The sequence below is a fragment of the Streptomyces sp. NPDC014870 genome (assembly GCF_043081505.1).
Classification (GTDB): Bacteria; Actinomycetota; Actinomycetes; order Streptomycetales; family Streptomycetaceae; genus Streptomyces.
The window spans coordinates 231,708-247,809 of record NZ_JBIBWQ010000014.1 but is presented as its reverse complement, the minus strand read 5'-3'; the positions used below and the strand labels follow the sequence as shown (position 1 = coordinate 247,809).

Here is a 16,102-nt window from a genome sequence, read left to right as displayed (position 1 = left end):
TCCATGCACCCCGATCGGGATGCTAATGTTTCACACGTCGCAAGGGCCTGTGGCGCAGTCTGGTAGCGCACCTCGTTCGCATCGAGGGGGTCTGGGGTTCAAATCCCCACAGGTCCACAAGCGACTGTTCTTGAGTAGCTCTCAAGGATCGTCACGAGATCCCGTTCCGCCGAAAGGCGGGGCGGGATCTTGGCGTTTGTGGGGTGTGTTCGAGGAGGTGCCCGAACGCGGTCTCAAGATGTGCTGCTGATCAGGCCGTTCGCGGTGGAGGGGGAAACCCGCCCACGCCTTCCGGTACGTCTTTGAATGGTCAACGTCCCGTCACAGAACGATCATTGAGTGCCCCGGAACGCCCTCGACATACTTCAGGAATCCGGGGCGTACGCATGTCTGAGTACGCCCCCGTTCGGGCCAGGCCCCCGCCCGCCCGATTCGCTCCTGAGCAGGGGGAGTTTTGCGCACACCAGTGAACAAGGCGTACGCGGTCACGGTCGCCGCCGCTGCCGCCGTGGCTCTGACAGCGGGTATGACCAGCCCGGTGTCGGCGCAGGACGGCGGCCTCACCACAGCGTCACCGGCCGGCGGCAAGAGCGCCGGGCCGGGCAGGAACGTGCACTCCGTCGTCCTGATCACCGGCGACCGGGTCCTCGTGGACGCCAAGGGCCGGATCGCGGGCATCGAGCGTGCCAAGGGCCGGGAGGACATCCCCTTCTTCACCCAGGTCCACGAAGGCCGCACCTACGTGATGCCGCGCGATGCCCGGCGGCTTGTCGCCGACGGCACGCTCGACCAGCGGCTGTTCGACGTCACCGGACTCGCCGAGCCGGAGAGCCGCAAGGCCTACCGGGGCGGGCTCAAGGTGATCGTCGGCTACCGGGGAGCCGCGGCCCAGTCCGCCCGCAGCGAGGTGCGGGCTTCCGAGGGCACCACCGTCAACCGGACCCTGCCCTCTCTCGGCGCCGATGCCGTCACCAGCGCCACCGACAGCACCGAGGCGCTGTGGGAGGCCCTGACCCGCCCCCAGACCGACGGCTCGGCGGCGAGTACCTCCGGCATCGCGAAGGTCTGGCTGGACGGCGTGCGGAAGGCTTCGCTCGACCGCTCCACCGGTCAGATAGGCGCCCCCGCGGCCTGGAGCCGCTCGCTCGACGGCACCGGCGTGAAGATCGCGGTCCTGGACACCGGTATCGACGACACCCACCCGGACCTGGCCGGACGGGTCGCGGCGGCACGCAACTTCAGCCGCTCCGCGGACACCGTGGACCGCGTCGGGCACGGCACGCACGTCGCCTCCACCGCGGCCGGTACGGGAGCGAAGGACAGCCGCTTCAAGGGCGTGGCTCCCGGGGCGCGGCTGATCAGCGCCAAGGTTCTCGACGACTACGGCAACGGCAGCGACTCCGAGTCCATCGCGGGGATCGACTGGGCCGTGGCCCAGGGCGCCGACATCATCAACATGAGCCTCGGCAGCGCCGACCGGCCCGGGATCGACCCACTGGAAGCCCACATCAACAAGGTCTCCACGGAGAGGGGCGTCCTGTTCGCCGTCGCCGCGGGCAACCTCTGGGACCCCCGCCCCGGCACGGTCAACTCGCCGGGCACCGCCGAAGCGGCCCTGACCGTCGGTGCCGTCGACGACGACGACCGGCTCGCCCCCTTCTCCGCGCACGGTCCCCGTAAGGAGGACCACGCGGTCAAGCCCGACATCAGCGCTCCCGGTGTGCGGATCACGGCCGCCGCCGCGACCGGCACCCCGGACCAGAACCCGCCTGGCTACGTCGGCCTGGACGGTACGTCGATGGCGACCCCGCACGTCGCGGGCGCCGCGGCGATCCTCAAGCAGAAGAACCCCACCTGGACGGGGGCGCAGCTCAAGGCGGCCTTGACCGGCTCGGCCAAGGGCGGCGCGCACTCGGTCTTCGAGCAGGGTGCGGGCCGCCTCTCCGTCGACCGGGCGATCGACCAGACCGTCCTCTCCGAGGGCGGACCGCTCCACCTGGGTCGCCAGCAGTGGCCCCACGACGACGACGCGCCGGTCACCAAGCAGGTCACCTACCGCAACGGCGGCACCGCCGATGTGACGCTCGACCTGTCGCTCGAGGTGCCCACCGGCGGCGACGGGCAGCCCGCGCCTGCCGGGTTCTTCACCCTCGGGGCGCAGCGGATCACGGTCCCGGCGGGCGGCACCGCCTCGGTGGGCCTGACGGCCGACACCCGTATCGGCGGCGCGGTCGACGGCTCGTACGCGGCCACGGTCGTCGCGTACGGGGCGGGCCAGAGCGTGCGCACCCCGGCCACGGTGGACCGTGAGGTCGAGTCCTACGACGTCACCTTCGAGACGGTGGGGCGGCCCGACGCGCCCGGCGCCGTCTGGGGCGCCGATCTGTACGGCTACCAGGGCCTCGCCTCGGAACGGCAGTTCCGCCCGGACCTGTCCTCGGGTTCCGCGACGGTCCGCCTGCCCCGCGGCACCTACAACCTCCAGGCCGACATGCAGGTCGACCCCGCGGACCCGCGCATGGGCCTCGACCTGATCCACAACCCCCGGCTCACGGTGACCGGACCCGCCACCGTCACCCTCGACGCCAGGACCACCCGGCCGGTGACGGTCAAGGTGCCGGACGCGGCGGCCCGGCAGACGCGCGCGGGGATGTTCTACATGGTCTCGACGCCCGAGGCCGGGTTCGCCCAGGGCTTCGACGCGCGGAGCTTCGACAACGTCCGCATGGCACGGCAGGGCTCGGTAGGAGCGGACGCCACCCTCATGCAGCAGTGGTCGGCCCGCTGGGAGCGGGGCACGAGCGTCTACCAGACCCTCGCGGGCGGCGTGGTCAAGGAACTGCCCACCGGCTACGAGAAGGTCTACGCGGCCAAGGATCTCGCCCTGGTCAAGGTAGGTTTCGGGGCGTCCGCGCCCGGCGTCGCCGGAGCTCTCTCGGCTGAGGGCTCGGTGCCGGACGCGGGCGGCTTCGTCGACTTCTACCCCGCCCACCCGGCACCGGGCACCCAGAAGCTGTATCTGAGCACGGACGACGGGATCGGCTGGAGCGTCACCGCGCTCGTTCTGGGCGAGGCGGACGCCGACGGCGGCCGACCCATCGACGTGGTGTACTCCCTCGGCACCGAGCCCCAGCTGAAGCCGGGGAACACCTACACCAGGAACGTCAACGTCGGTGTGGTCGGACCCCGGATGGAGCCGGGCGAGGGGATCGTCCGCTCCGGCGACGACATCTACGGCGCGTTCACCATGGTCAGCGACGGAGCGGGCCACTACGGGAACGCCCGCTACTCCAGCGCGACCACCACCGTCCACCGCAACGGTGTGCTGTACGCGCAGAAGGACGGCGCCGTCGACCGGGAGAGCTTCACGCTGCCGGCGGAGTCCGCGACGTACACGGTGGCGACCACGGTCGACCGCGACCCGAAGTACAACCGGACCGGCACGCGCATCGACGCCTCGTGGACCTTCACCTCGGCCCGCAGCGCCGGCGCCCCGACGGAACTGCCCGTCTCCATGGTCCGCTTCCAGCCGAAGCTCGCGCTGGACTCCACCGCTCCGGCCGGCGTCCTCCAGACCTTCCCCGTCGTCGTCCAGGGCGCGGCGGCCGGAGCCAACCTCAAGGCCCTGCGGGTCCAGGTCTCGTCCGACGGCCGGAACTGGCGGTCCGTCCCGGTCGTCGCGGGCAAGATCACCGTGCGCGCGCCGGAGACGGGCAAGGCGCTCTCCCTGAAGGCCGTCGTCACCGACAAGCAGGACAACCGGTCGGCGGTCACCGTCCACAACGCCTTCCTCGGCAAGTGAACCTCGGCGCACAAGCACACCACCGAGCCGGCCCGGCGTCACCCATTCCCCTGGTGGCGCCGGGCCTTCGCGCGTCCCGCGCAGAGTACGTTCGGCCCGCCTTCCAGCAGTTCCGCGATCGAGCGGTCGGTACCCAGCCGTGAGGCTTCCCGGTAGCTCTGCCTCGCGCGGCCGTTCGTACTCCACTCCGTATCGAGGGCGTGCCGGATCAGCGGGAAGCGGTCTTCAGTCGGCCGGGGTGAACGCAGTGGCGAGGTGGTCGTGGAGGGGGGCCGCCCAGGGGTGGGGGTCCTGGTGGGGGGTGAGTGTGTAGATGCCGCGGGTCGGGGGGTCCACCAGGGACACGGTGGTGACGTCGGCACGTAGTGCGCTGGTCAGGACCCCGGGGATCAGGGCGATGGCGTGACCGGTCGCGACCAGGGCCAGCTTGCCGTGCAGGTCGGCCGCGGCCAGGTCGATACGGGGACTGACTCCGGCGCGGGCGGCGTGTTGGCGCAGGAGTGCCGCCGAGCCGTCGTTGTCCTCGACCCAGGTCTCGTCGGCGAGCGTCCTCATGTGCACCGGGCCGCCCCCGGCCCGGGGGTGGTCGACGGGGAGCACGACGACCATGTCGTCCAGGCCGAGGAACCGGCGCTCGACCCGCGGGTCCTGGGGCAGCCCCGGTGGGGCGTCGGTGACGACGGCGATGTCGAGGTCGCCGTCGATCACGCGCTGGTGCAACCCCGCGCTCAGTCCGGGCGACAGGCTCCAGCGGATGGACCCGGCCTGCCGGAGCAGGTCCCGGACGGCCTCGGGGACGATGCCGGAGGCCAGCGACGGCGCGGCGCCCACGGCCAGTGGCCGGCCGGACGCCCCGTCACGGACGTCCCGTGCCGCGCGTACTGCGCGGTCGGCCTCGTTGAGGGTGGTGAGGGCATGGCGCCGGAACACCTCGCCCGCGGGGGTCGGGCGCACACCGCGTGGATGGCGCTCGAGCAACGGCACGCCGATCTGCCGCTCGAGACCGGCGATCTGCCGGGAGACGGCCGACTGCGTGTGGTGGAGCTCGTCGGCGGCGGCCGCGAGCGACCCGAGACGGCACACGGTCACGAAGGTCCGCCACACAGCCAGGTCCATCGCGCCAGTATGACCGGGCGGTATGCGCGTTCCGCAGGGCGGGCCTGCGAGATCCTCGCTTTTCGCGGCCCTCGTGGTGCACCACTGTGGCGCGCATGACCGCACCGCACACGATCGCAGTCCTCGGCCTCGGCCGCATGGGCGCCGCACTCGCGACCCGACTCGCCGCCCAGGGCTGGGACGTCGTCGGCTGGACACGCTCCGGGCGGGCGCCCGGCCCCGTCGAGGTGACCGCCGATCCGGGCGCCGCCGTGGCGAAGGCCGACGTCGTGATCCTGTCGCTGTTCGACGGGCCCGCCTGCCGGGAGGTCCTCGACGACGTCGGCGACGCGCTGCGGGCGGGCACGGTCGTGCTGAACACCAGCACCATCGCCCCCGCCGAGGCGGCGGAGTTCGCCCGGCGGATCGGCCGGTCCTACGTCCACGCGCCCGTACTCGGCTCGGTTCCGGCCGCCACGGCGGGCGCCCTGCGGATCCTCGTCGCCGCGGACCAGGACACGTTCGACGGCGTCCGCCCGGTCCTGGAGGCGCTCGGGGCCCCGCACCGCGTCGACGACGCCCCCACCGCGGCGGCGCTCAAGCTGATCGCCAACAACAGCCTCGCCGGGGCCGTCCTCGCCCTGCGCGACGCGCTGCGGCAGGGCGACGCGCTGGGGCTTCCGCGCGACCAGGTGCTCGACGTCCTCGAACTCGGCCAGCTCGGCGGGCTCGTGGCCCGCAAGCGCCCCTTCCTCACCGGTCCGCCGACCGCCGGCACAGCCGAGTTCACCCTCGGTGCGCTCGCCAAGGACATGGACCTGCTGGCCGCCGCGTCGGACACCCCCTTGCGTGACGCGGCCGGACTCGCCGCATCCCTGGGAGTCCCCGACGCGGACATCGCCGTCGCCGCGACGGGCCCCGGCGTCGACGACGCCGTGCTCGAACCGCTCCGCGTCTACATCCGCGGCCACGCCACCGGCGACCCGGCCCACTTCCGCGACGCCTTCCTGCCCACCGCCCACATCGAGGGGCTCCGGGACGGCGCGTTCGTCTCCTGGGACCTGGACGAGTACTGCGCCCTCTTCCCCGGTCACCCGGCCCCGGACGAACCGACCCGCTCCCGCCGCATCGACGTCACCGCCGTCCACGGCACCGTCGCGACCGCCACGATGACGCTCCACCACGGCGCGGACACCTTCACGGACCTCTTCCTCCTGGCCCACGTCGACGACGGCTGGCGCATCGCCAACAAGGCGTACCACCGCCACGCCTGAGGGCGGGAACGGTCCTTGCCCCGCGCTGTCCTACCGGGGCAGGCTCGAGCCGAGTCGGCGAGAACTGAGGAGAGAAGCGGTGGAATTCAAGCGTGCGCGGCTGTTCGACGGTGTCGACCCGGAGTCCGGGCCGTACTTCGACGGATCCAGGCCGCGCATCGCCGACCCTGTGGAGCGCGAACGCCTGCTCGCGTTTCTGTCGGAGGGCGGCGTCGTCATCGAGCGGGCGGCCGGGTTTGCCCAGGATCAGCTCGACGCGTCGAAGGGAAGGGTGGTTCCCATCGCGACGGTGACCGATCGGGCCTGGATCTGGACGCTGGCCCACGCCTACTACCTGGAGCAGCACGGCGTCGCGCCCGATGCGGAGTTCTACGCCTACATCAAGTCCCGGGACTATCAGGCGGACAGGCCCGAGAAGGAGCTCCAGGACGCCGCTCTGGAGTTCCTGCGTCGCGGCCGGAAGTGATGACGGGCCCGGGAGGGGAACGCGGTGATCGGCGCATCCGGATCGCTCCTTCTTGTTCCAGGCCGCGTTCGGGATGTCGGTGTTCCTGCAGGTCAGCGGGGGTGGAACGTTTCCGTTTCCCGGAGGGGGCGGTGGGGCTGGTGGTGGGGGCCGGTGGGGCTGGAGAGTCCTGCCGAGGCCGCTCGACAGGGCGGCGACAGCCCGGCCATCGCGCCGTACTTCAACGGGGAGTTCCCATGCGTACCTACCGCACCCGCACCACCGTCCTCGCCGCCGTCACCGCGGCGCTCGCCCTCTCGCTCACCGCTTGCGGGGGTGAGAAGGGTACGGCGGCGCAGACGGGGGCCGGTGCCTCGGCCGCGCCGGCCGCCGCGCCGTCCGTGACCGTCACCCCGTCCGCCTCCGCCGCGGCCTCCGACCCTGGGGCCGACTCCGCCTCCGCCGGTACCCGTACCGCCGCCGCGCAGACCCGGGCCACCAAGAAGCCCGGCTCCCGCACCGTCCCCGCCTGCACCGTGCGTGACGTGAAGATCACCGCCGCCAAGCAGGACGGGGTGCCCACCACCCACATCACCCTGACCGCCACCAACGTCTCGGGCCGCTCCTGCACGCTGCTCAAGTACCCGCTGATCGCGTTCGGCGACATCCAGACCGCCAAGGACGTCCCGTCCGTGGCCAAGAGCCGGCCCGCCACCGCCGTCGTCCTCAACCCCGGCGCCCCGGCCTACGCCGCCGTGCGGATCAGCGGTGGTGGTGTCCACGAGGACAACCGCGTCGTGTCCTCCTTCAACGTCAACCTGTTCGCCGCCGACGGGCCGGCCGAGGGCAGCAAGGTCGTCTCCGCGCCTGCCGGCGGCATCGCCGTCAACGACGCGGTCGCGAAGACGGGCTACTGGACGCCGGAGCTGCGCAACGGGGCCGACGAGTTCTGAGCCTGGCTCAGGGCGCCCGGGTGATCCAGCGCTGGAGCGCGAGGTGTGTGGCGTCGTCCAGCCTGCACAGCGCCTCGATGGCGGCGAGGTCACCCGGCAGCGGCGCGATGCCGGCCGTGGTGAGGGCCGCGTGCAGGTCGAGGCGGCGGCGGTCCGTCGGCTCCAGCGGGACGGAGAGGCGTGCCGCCGGAGCGGGAGGGGGCAGCGGCGCGCCGTGGGCCGCCGGCGGCTCCTCCGGGAGATCGGCGAGGTACGCGGCGGGGAACCGGTACGGGTCGAAGTCCGACAGCGACGTCGGGGCCGTGGGAAAAGGACGGAGCTCGGTCATGCGTGCCTCCTGGGTTGTCCTGCCACTGAGGGAGGGGACAGCGGTCGGGCCCAGGGGGGTTGCGGGGGCAGCCCTACTCCACCCGAATGCCGCATTCCCGGCCCCACCCCGGCGGTCAGGGCGTCAGGGCTTCAGGGGCTTCGCGAAGCAGCGGCTGTTGTCGTAGTCGCGGTAGTGGCCGAACTTCGCGCAGGGCTCGTAGCCGCTGGAGGTGTAGAGGGCGATCGCCTCCGGCTGGGCCGTGCCCGTCTCCAGGACCATGCGCGTGCGGCCCGCCGCGCGGGCGTCGTCCTCCAGGGCCGCCAGGATGCGGCGGGCCAGGCCAAGGCCGCGGGCCTCGGGGATCACGTACATGCGCTTGAGCTCGGCGTCGCCGTCGGCGTAGCCCTGGTCGTTCGTGTCCTGGGTGCGCCAGGCGCCGGACGCGACCGGGCGGCCCTCGTCGTCGTACGCGAGGAGGTAGAGGCCGTGCGGCGGCGCGAACATCCCGGGGTCGAGGGGGGTGGCGTCGCCCTCACCGCCGTAGCGGGCCATGTACTCCAGCATGACCTCGTCCTGGAGCTTCACCGCGTCGGGGTGGTCGTAGGTGGTGGGGCGTATGTTCATGTTGACGAGTGTATGGGTATGCGGGGTCAGGTGGTCGGTACTCTCCTTGGATGCTCACTGTGACGTCCGTCAATGTCAATGGTCTCCGTGCCGCCGCCAGGAAGGGCTTCGTGGAGTGGCTCGCCGGTACCTCCGCCGACGCCGTCTGCCTGCAGGAAGTCCGTGCCGAGGAGTCCCAGCTCCCCGCCGAGGTGCGCGCCCCCGAGGGCTGGTTCACCGCGCACGCGCCCGCCGCCGCCAAGGGGCGCGCCGGGGTCTCCCTCTACACCCGGCGCGAGCCGGACGCCGTGCGCGTCGGCTTCGGTTCGAGCGAGTTCGACTCCAGTGGGCGGTACATCGAGGCCGATCTTCCCGGCGTCACCGTCGCCAGCCTCTACCTGCCCAGCGGCGAGGTCGGCACCGAGCGCCAGGACGAGAAGATCCGCTTCATGGACGAGTTCCTGCCGTACCTGAAGGAGCTCAAGGAGCGCGCCGCCGCCGACGGCCGCGAGGTCGTCGTCTGCGGCGACTGGAACATCGCCCACCGCGAGGCCGACCTCAAGAACTGGAAGGCCAACCAGAAGAACGCCGGCTTCCTGCCCGAGGAGCGGGCCTGGCTCGGACGGGTCTTCGACGAGGCGACGTACGTGGACGTCGTGCGCGCGCTCCACCCCGATCAGGACGGGCCCTACTCCTGGTGGTCCTACCGCGGCCGCGCCTTCGACAACGACAGCGGCTGGCGCATCGACTACCAGGTCGCTACCCCGGGACTCGCCGCCAAGGCCGTGAAGGCCTACGTCGAGCGGGCCGCCACCCACGCGGAGCGCTGGAGCGACCACGCGCCCGTCACCGCGGTCTACGAGCTCTAGGCGCGCATTTCTGCGGTGCTTTTCGGACACCTCCCCGTGAGTGCCCGGCCTTCTGTATTAGCGTGCTCGGGAATTCCATGGAGCCGTGCCGGGGGGAATCGTTGAGCGCTCGCATTCTGGTCGCCGAGGACGACGCGAAACAGTCACGGCTCATTCGTGTCTATCTCGAACGCGAGGGGCACGCCGTTCAGGTCGTGGCCGACGGGCGCAGCGCGCTGGAGAAGGCCCGCGCCGGCCGGCCCGATCTGATCGTGCTCGACGTGATGCTCCCGTACGTCGACGGCCTCGACGTGTGCCGCATTCTGCGAGCCGAGGCCTCCGACGTACCGATCCTGCTGCTCACCGCCCGCTCCACCGAGGAGGACATGCTCCTCGGCCTCGACCTCGGCGCCGACGACTACCTCACCAAGCCCTACAGCCCCCGCGAACTCACCGCGCGGGTACGGGCCCTGCTCCGACGCTCGGCGCGGGGCGCGGCGGCGGCCGCCGGGGACGCCCTGCTCCGGGTCGGTGACGTCGAGCTGGACACCGCGCGGTTCGAGGTACGCGTGGCGGGCCGGCCCGTGGCGCTGACCTCGAAGGAGTTCTCCATCCTGGAGACCCTGGCCCGCGAACCGGGCCGGGTCTTCACCCGGGCCCAGATCATCGAGCGCGTCTTCGGCTTCGACCGGGACGTCCTGGAGCGGACCGTCGACGCGCACATGCGCAACCTGCGGCTCAAGGTCGAGGACGAACCGAACCGGCCGCGGTACCTGGAGACCGTGTACGGGCGCGGGTACCGGCTCGCCGACAGCGACAGCGACAGCGACAGCGACAGCGACAGCGACAGCGACAGCGACAGCGACCGCGACGGCGACGGAGCGGCCGGGAGCGAGTCGTGAGCTTCCGTGTGCGGGTACTCGGGCTCGTGCTGCTCGTCGCCGTCGCCGCCACCGCCGCGACCGCCTGGCTGACCCTGCGGCAGGCCACCAGCCAGCTCCGCGAGTCGGCCGCCGCCGACCGCCGGGTGACCGCCCGGATCACCGACGAACTGCTCCGGTACGGGCAGACCCACGGCACCTGGGACGGGGTCGCCGGGGTCGTCCGTACCCTCGCCCTCGACACCGGTCAGCGGATCCGGATCAGTACGGCCGACCAGGGCCAGATCGCCGACTCCGACACCGTCCTCGGCCGTGAACCGCGCCCCGGCGGCACCGCACCGCCCCTCCTCGTCGACCCTCGGCCCACGCTGGCCCTGCCCGGCTGGGAGTACTTCCCGTCCGTCGCCAAGGTCACCGCGAGCGCCATCGACGCGTACGCGAACGGCGTGGCCTACGCCGCCTGCCTGACCCGCGCCGGGCACACCGTCACCGCCCGCCCCGGCGACGCCGGCGTTCCCGTCTTCACCGACGCCGGGGCCCGGGGCGCGGAGACCGGCCGGGGCGCCTCCTGCGTCAAGCAGGAGCGGGTCCGGGCCGCCGGCGGCGACCTCGACGCCGTCCTCGCCTGCGAGGTCGTCCAAGACGCGGCGCGCCCCGCCTGCCTGCAGCGGGTGTTCCACGAGCGGACCGCGAGCGTCGCCCCGCAGCCCCTCAGCGTCCACCTCGGCGCCCTGGACGACACCGGGGCGGGCCGGACGCTCGCCGTCGGCCCCACCGCGGCCGTCGCCGCGGGCGTCGCGGGGGCGGCCGTCGTCTGCGCGCTGCTCCTGAGCCGGGCGGTCCTGCGGCCGGTACGGGCGCTCACCGCGGCCTCCCGGGGCCTCGGCGAGGGCGACCTGGCGCGGCGCGTCCCCGGCGCGGGCCGGGACGAGATCGCCGAACTCGGGCGCTCCTTCAACCGCATGGCCGACTCGCTCCAGGAGAGCGAGGAGCGCCAGCGGCGCCTCGTCGGGGACATCGCCCACGAGCTGCGGACCCCGCTGGCCAACCTCCGGGGCTATCTGGAGGCGCTGCGCGACGGGGTCCTTGAGCCCGATCCCGAGCTGCTCGACTCGCTCCACGAGGAGGTGCTCCTCCAGCAGCGGATCGTCGACGACCTGCAGGACCTCGCGCTCGCGGAGGCGGGAGCCCTCACGTACCACCGGCACGAACTGGACGCGCGCGAGCTCGTGGAGGCCTGCCGTACCGCGCACAGCGCGCTGGCCTCGGCCGCCGGGGTGCTGCTCACCAGCGAGACCGCCGACGCGGCCGGTCGAGTGCCGCTGTACGGCGATCCGGGGCGGCTGCGCCAGGCGCTGAGCAACCTGGTCGGCAACGCGGTGCGGCATACGGCTCCCGGGGGCGGTATCCGGCTGGAACTGGCCGAGCGGGACGAGATGGTCCGGATCGCGGTCAGGGACACGGGCACCGGGATCCCGGCGGAGCAGCTGCCCCGCCTCTTCGACCGCTTCTGGCGGGCGGACGCGGCGCGCGGGCGGGCGACCGGGGGCAGCGGCCTCGGTCTGTCGATCGCCCGGCAGATCGTGGCCGACCACCACGGGGCCATCGAGGTGGAGAGCGAGGTGGGCGTCGGCACCGTCTTCACGATCGTGCTGCCCGCGCCGTCCTAGAGCCCGGCATGATCCGAACGAGAGGTCCTGGCCCGACGGCTGGGGGAACGGCCCCCGGGGGAGTCCCCGGGGGCCGCCTCGCTAGGTCAGCACCGGTTGGCGGCGCCGTTGTTGTTGAGCAGACTGTCCTTGATCCAGCCCGAGACGCCGGTGCTGTTGTCCCGGATGTGGGACCACGTGCCGCCCTGGCCGCTCACCCAACAGTGCAGGGTGAGGCTGTGGCTCATCTGCGCCTGGCCGTGGGACACGCACTCGGTCGTGGGGCCGGAGCGGATGTTCACGGCGTTGCTGTTCGTGCCGCCCCCCGCGTTGTCCTTGTTCGACCAGCCGGGCTGGGTGCACGCGGCGGCGCCACTGGGCGCCGCGACGGCCGTGGTGGGCAGGACAAGTCCACCGGTGGCCACGGCGGCACCGAAGGCCACCGCGGCGAGCTTCGTCCGAAGACGCATCAATCTCTCCTGAACTCTGGGGAATTCCCGCTCCGTCCGAGCGGGACCTGTTCGTTCGTTCGAGTACGGAGAAAGAATTGCCTCGCCGAGTAGGGCAGTTCAATGGCCGACGGCCTCCTCGGCCGCTTTTGTGCGGTGGCGCACAAGGGGATTCGCGCGGCGCTCGTGAGTATTTCCGGACTGTTGCGCGGGCGTTCGTCGAGGAGGCTCCGAATTCCGGTCGGCGATATTCCGCGCGCCCTGTCTGCGGGGCCCGTCGGCGCCTCGGCCGTCCGGTCCCACCGGAGGCTCCCGTACCGGGTCGGTGGAAAGCGGCCAGCCCGATCCCGGGGGTCCGTCCGGCAGGTTGGCCACTTTCTGTCGGTCCGTCAGGCGGCGCTCGGCCGTCGCTCAGGTGCCCGCCAGCGCCTCCGTCGGGGACAGTCGGCTCGCCCGGACCGCCGGGTAGAGGCCGGCGATCACCCCGATCAGGAGCGTGGACGCCACCCCCGCCGCGCTCGCCCAGACGGGGACGACCGTCGGCCAGCCGCGGGAGGTCGCGTACACGGCGGTGATCAGTGTGCCGAGCACGGTGCCGCCAAGGCCGCCGATCACGGACAGGAGCAGCGACTCCGTCACGAACTGGGTGCGGATCTGGCCCCGGGTGGCGCCCAGGGCCCGGCGCAGGCCGATCTCCGGGCGACGCTCCAGGACCGAGATGACCATGGTGTTGCCGACCCCGACCCCGCCGACGAGCAGGGCGACCCCGCCGAGGCCGAGGAGCAGCCCGGTGAGGGCGGACTCGGTGGCCTCGCGGGCCGCGAGGGCGTCGGACGGGCGGGAGATCTGCACCTCGCCGGGCTTCTCGGGGAAGGCGGTGGCGGCGAGCACGGACCGTACGGCCGAGACCTGGCTGTCCTCGGTCCGTACGTACACGGTCGACGGATGTCCGCCGAAGCGGAGGTACGTCCGGGCCGCCGGCCAGCCGACGAGCGCCGCGTTGTCCAGCTCCGGGGCGAGGGGCACCGGATCGAGTACGCCGACCAGCGAGAACCAGCGGCCACCGAGCCAGACCCGGGTGCCGGGGGTGTACACGTCCAGCCGCTGGGCGGCGGTGGAGCCGAGTACGACGGCCGGGTACGTCTCGGTGGCCGCGTCCAGCCAGCGTCCGCGGTGGAGCCGGCCGCCCACGGCGGGCAGCAGCTCGCGGCCCGCGGCGAGCACGTCGAGCGAGCCGGTACGGCCGACGGCGATCCGTTCGTTGCGGTAGACGTGGGCCTCGGTCGCGCCGGTGGCTGCGACCTGGCGCACGGGCGGGATGCGGTCGATCATCGTCACGGACTCGGCGGGGAGTTCGGCCCTGCCGCCGTCGAGGGTGTTGCCCGGGGCGACCCGCAGCAGGTTGGTCCCGAGCGCGTCGAGCCTGCGGTCCACCTCGGCCCGGCCCGAGCCGGAGATCCCGACGACGGCGATCATGGCGGCGACGCCGATCGCGATGCCGAGCGCGGACAGGAACACCCGGAGCGGGCGGGTGCGCAGCCCGGTGCCGCCGAGCCGCACGATGTCGGCGGGGCGCAGGCGCGCGGCGCGCAGGGGTCTGCTGTCGGGGGCGGTCGGCCGCCTGTCCGGGCCGGTCGGCCCGCCTTGCTCGTACCGGGCGCCCCGTCCGCCTTCGTGCGTCATCGGACGGCCTCCGCCGCTGTGTCCGCGACGACGTGTCCGTCGCGCATCTCGATGCGGCGGGGCAGCGCGGCGGCGATGTCGCGGTCGTGGGTGATGATCACGACCGTCGTGCCGGACGCGTGGAGTTCGCGGAGCAGGCCGAGGACCGCGGCGCCCGACGCGGAGTCCAGGTTGCCGGTCGGCTCGTCCGCGAGCAGGACCGCCGGTTCGCCGACGACCGCGCGGGCCACCGCCACCCGCTGGCGTTCGCCGCCGGAGAGCTGGTGGGGCAGGTGGTGGACGCGGTGGCTGAGACCGACCCGGTCCAGGGCGGCCGCCGCGCGGTCCCGTCGGCGGCGCAGTGGCGCTCCGGCGTAGAGCAGCCCGTCGGCGACCGAGTCCAGGACCGGTACGCCGACCGCCAGGTGGAACTGCTGGAAGACGAAGCCGATCCGGGTGGCCCGCAGCGCCGAGACCTCGCGGTCGGTCAGCGCCGCCACGTCGTGACCGTCGACCAGGACCCGGCCGGCCGAGGGCCGGTCCAGGCTGCCCATCAGGTTCAGCATGCTGGACTTGCCCGAGCCCGACGGGCCGACGATCGCGACCAGTTCGCCCCGGCCGACCCGCAGGCTCACGTCCCGTACGGCCGCGACACCCCCGGGGTACGTCTTCGAGACCGCTTCGAACTCCACGACCGGCGCCGCGGAAGCGGGAGAATCCGTCACTGCGGGACCCTCACCTTCAGGCCCTCGCGGACCGCCGCGCCGCTCACTTCGACCCGGCCGTCGGCGAAGAGACCGGTCTTCACCGCGACGAACGTGCCTTCAGAGGTCTCCAGGCCGTGCCCGCCCTCGGCGAGGGCGACGAGCGCGGCGACCGGGACGGTCAGGACGTCCTTGCGCTCGCGCCCCACGTACTCGACCGTGACGGGGCCGCTCTCCAGCCGCCCGATCGCCCGCTGGTCCGCGATCGTGATCGTCACCGGAACGGTCGCGGCCGCCCCGCCCGAGCCGCCCGAGGTGCCGCCGTCCGCTCCGCCACCCCCCTCGGGCGCGGTCGCGCGGTTCCCGACGGACGTCACCTTGCCTCCGACCGGGCGTCCGTCGGGCAGGTGCACGGTGACCTCGGTGTCCCGTACGGCCCAGGTCGCCTCCAGGGCCGAGGCGTCCACGACGACCTTCCGGCTCGTGCCCGTGTACGTCAGGGCGTTCTCGGAGACCGCCGCGCCCAGGCGGACGCCCGCGTGGCCGATCCTGACCGTCCCCGAGCCGTAGACGACGTCACCGACACCGATCCGGCCGGTCTGGGGGAGCCCCAGGGACTTCTGCCAGCGCTTGACCGCGTCGACGGTGCCGGAGGTGTACTTCTCGTCCACCGTGAAGCCCTTGTAGCCGAGCGCGGCCAGGTTCGACTCGAACTGCAGGACGTCCATGCCGCGCATCGGGACGGCGGCCGGCGGGGGCCCGGCCGGCGGCGACGTGGGTGCCGCCGACCCCTTCCCGGGGGCCCCGGAGTTCCCGGTCGTTCCCGAGCTTCCGGGGGTGCCCGAGTTCCCCGTCGTCCCCGAGTCCGGCCCTTCCGAAGCACCGGCGCCCCCCGGCGTCGGTGCCCCGGAGGGCCGGACGTTCTCGTTCTCCGCGCGCCCGAGCCCGAGTTCGCGGTACATCGGCAGGGTTCCGTACAGCAGCACCACGGGCCGGTCGTCCACCCGCAGCAGCGCGTCCCCGCGCTCGGCGCGCGCGCCCGGCTCGGGGAGCCAGGTGACGGTGCCGGTCGCCTTGACCGGCAGCGGTATCTCGGCCCCGTATCCCAACTGGCCGTCCACCTTGGTCCGTTCGACGAGGGTGGCCCGGGTGACCGCGACCGTGGAGTCCGTGCGCGGGGGCGCCGCCGGGTTCTCCGGGCCGCCGCCACCGAGGCCGAGCGCGCCTCCTATGGCGACCGCCGTCACCACCACGAACCCCGAGGCCACGAGCAGGGTCCGCGCGCGGCGCCGCCGCGTCGGCGCGGGCGCCTCGGCGACCGGTTCGGTCTCCTCCGTGGCGTAAGACTCCGCGGCGTACGACTTCGTGCCGTCCGGCCCCGTGGCCTGCGGGCCCGTGCCGTACGTCTCCGTGCCCGTCATGTCCGG

General features: G+C 73.1%; 14 protein-coding genes and 1 tRNA gene. 8 read left to right on the top strand and 7 right to left on the bottom strand.

Translation table 11 applies throughout. From position 1 onward, the window contains the following. Positions 1–43: 43 nt before the first annotated feature. Together ACF09C_RS34700 and ACF09C_RS34695 are read left to right on the top strand one after the other, a co-directional pair. Positions 44–117: transfer RNA gene (locus ACF09C_RS34700), tRNA-Ala, on the top strand. Positions 118–454: 337 nt separating this feature from the next. Continuing rightward, complete coding sequence (locus tag ACF09C_RS34695; RefSeq protein WP_392097300.1) at positions 455–3,802, top strand: S8 family serine peptidase; 3,348 nt, start codon at positions 455–457, stop codon at positions 3,800–3,802. Positions 3,803–4,027: 225 nt separating this feature from the next. Here ACF09C_RS34695 and ACF09C_RS34690 read toward each other — a convergent pair whose 3' ends face one another. Continuing rightward, positions 4,028–4,918: a LysR family transcriptional regulator gene (locus ACF09C_RS34690; protein WP_392097298.1), complete on the bottom strand. Its 891-nt coding sequence runs from the start codon at positions 4,916–4,918 to the stop codon at positions 4,028–4,030. Between the two features lie 86 nt (positions 4,919–5,004). Between ACF09C_RS34690 and ACF09C_RS34685 the strand changes: the two genes are divergently transcribed. From ACF09C_RS34685 to ACF09C_RS34675, 3 genes are all read left to right on the top strand, one after another. Continuing rightward, on the top strand, positions 5,005–6,171 hold the full coding sequence (locus tag ACF09C_RS34685; RefSeq protein WP_392097296.1) for a nuclear transport factor 2 family protein: 1,167 nt from the start codon (positions 5,005–5,007) through the stop codon (positions 6,169–6,171). Between the two features lie 79 nt (positions 6,172–6,250). Continuing rightward, a complete protein-coding gene (locus ACF09C_RS34680) occupies positions 6,251–6,637 on the top strand; it encodes a hypothetical protein (RefSeq protein WP_392097295.1) in 387 nt (128 codons plus the stop codon). A 236-nt stretch (positions 6,638–6,873) separates the two neighbouring features. Next, positions 6,874–7,569, top strand: coding sequence for a DUF4232 domain-containing protein (locus ACF09C_RS34675; protein WP_392097293.1), 696 nt, complete (start codon positions 6,874–6,876; stop codon positions 7,567–7,569). 7 nt (positions 7,570–7,576) lie between these two features. Here the strand turns inward: ACF09C_RS34675 and ACF09C_RS34670 are convergent, their stop codons facing one another. Both ACF09C_RS34670 and ACF09C_RS34665 read right to left on the bottom strand, forming a co-directional pair. Beyond that, positions 7,577–7,897 (bottom strand): hypothetical protein, encoded by a 321-nt coding sequence (locus tag ACF09C_RS34670; RefSeq protein WP_392097291.1) that lies wholly within the window; start codon positions 7,895–7,897, stop codon positions 7,577–7,579. A 123-nt stretch (positions 7,898–8,020) separates the two neighbouring features. Next, complete coding sequence (locus tag ACF09C_RS34665; protein WP_392097289.1) at positions 8,021–8,503, bottom strand: GNAT family N-acetyltransferase; 483 nt, start codon at positions 8,501–8,503, stop codon at positions 8,021–8,023. 50 nt (positions 8,504–8,553) lie between these two features. Between ACF09C_RS34665 and ACF09C_RS34660 the strand changes: the two genes are divergently transcribed. From ACF09C_RS34660 to ACF09C_RS34650, 3 genes are all read left to right on the top strand, one after another. Beyond that, positions 8,554–9,351 carry an exodeoxyribonuclease III gene (locus ACF09C_RS34660; RefSeq protein ID WP_392097287.1) on the top strand — a complete coding sequence of 266 codons (798 nt, stop codon included), beginning with the start codon at positions 8,554–8,556 and terminating at the stop codon, positions 9,349–9,351. Positions 9,352–9,452: 101 nt separating this feature from the next. After that, positions 9,453–10,232 carry a response regulator transcription factor gene (locus ACF09C_RS34655; RefSeq protein WP_392097285.1) on the top strand — a complete coding sequence of 260 codons (780 nt, stop codon included), beginning with the start codon at positions 9,453–9,455 and terminating at the stop codon, positions 10,230–10,232. Next, positions 10,229–11,881 carry a sensor histidine kinase gene (locus tag ACF09C_RS34650; protein ID WP_392097284.1) on the top strand — a complete coding sequence of 551 codons (1,653 nt, stop codon included), beginning with the start codon at positions 10,229–10,231 and terminating at the stop codon, positions 11,879–11,881. The genes ACF09C_RS34655 and ACF09C_RS34650 overlap by 4 nt, the downstream gene beginning before the upstream one ends. Before the next feature lie 86 nt (positions 11,882–11,967). On the opposite strand, the gene ACF09C_RS34645 is transcribed toward ACF09C_RS34650, so the two are convergent. From ACF09C_RS34645 to ACF09C_RS34630, 4 genes are all read right to left on the bottom strand, one after another. After that, positions 11,968–12,330 (bottom strand): hypothetical protein, encoded by a 363-nt coding sequence (locus ACF09C_RS34645; protein WP_392097282.1) that lies wholly within the window; start codon positions 12,328–12,330, stop codon positions 11,968–11,970. Between the two features lie 390 nt (positions 12,331–12,720). Then, positions 12,721–13,992, bottom strand: a complete 1,272-nt coding sequence (locus ACF09C_RS34640; protein ID WP_392097281.1) for an ABC transporter permease — start codon at positions 13,990–13,992, stop codon at positions 12,721–12,723. Beyond that, on the bottom strand, positions 13,989–14,696 hold the full coding sequence (locus ACF09C_RS34635; RefSeq protein WP_392097279.1) for an ABC transporter ATP-binding protein: 708 nt from the start codon (positions 14,694–14,696) through the stop codon (positions 13,989–13,991). Before ACF09C_RS34635 ends, ACF09C_RS34640 begins: the two co-directional genes overlap by 4 nt. Then, positions 14,693–16,096 carry a peptidoglycan-binding protein gene (locus tag ACF09C_RS34630; RefSeq protein ID WP_392097278.1) on the bottom strand — a complete coding sequence of 468 codons (1,404 nt, stop codon included), beginning with the start codon at positions 16,094–16,096 and terminating at the stop codon, positions 14,693–14,695. The genes ACF09C_RS34635 and ACF09C_RS34630 overlap by 4 nt, the downstream gene beginning before the upstream one ends. Positions 16,097–16,102 lie beyond the last annotated feature (6 nt).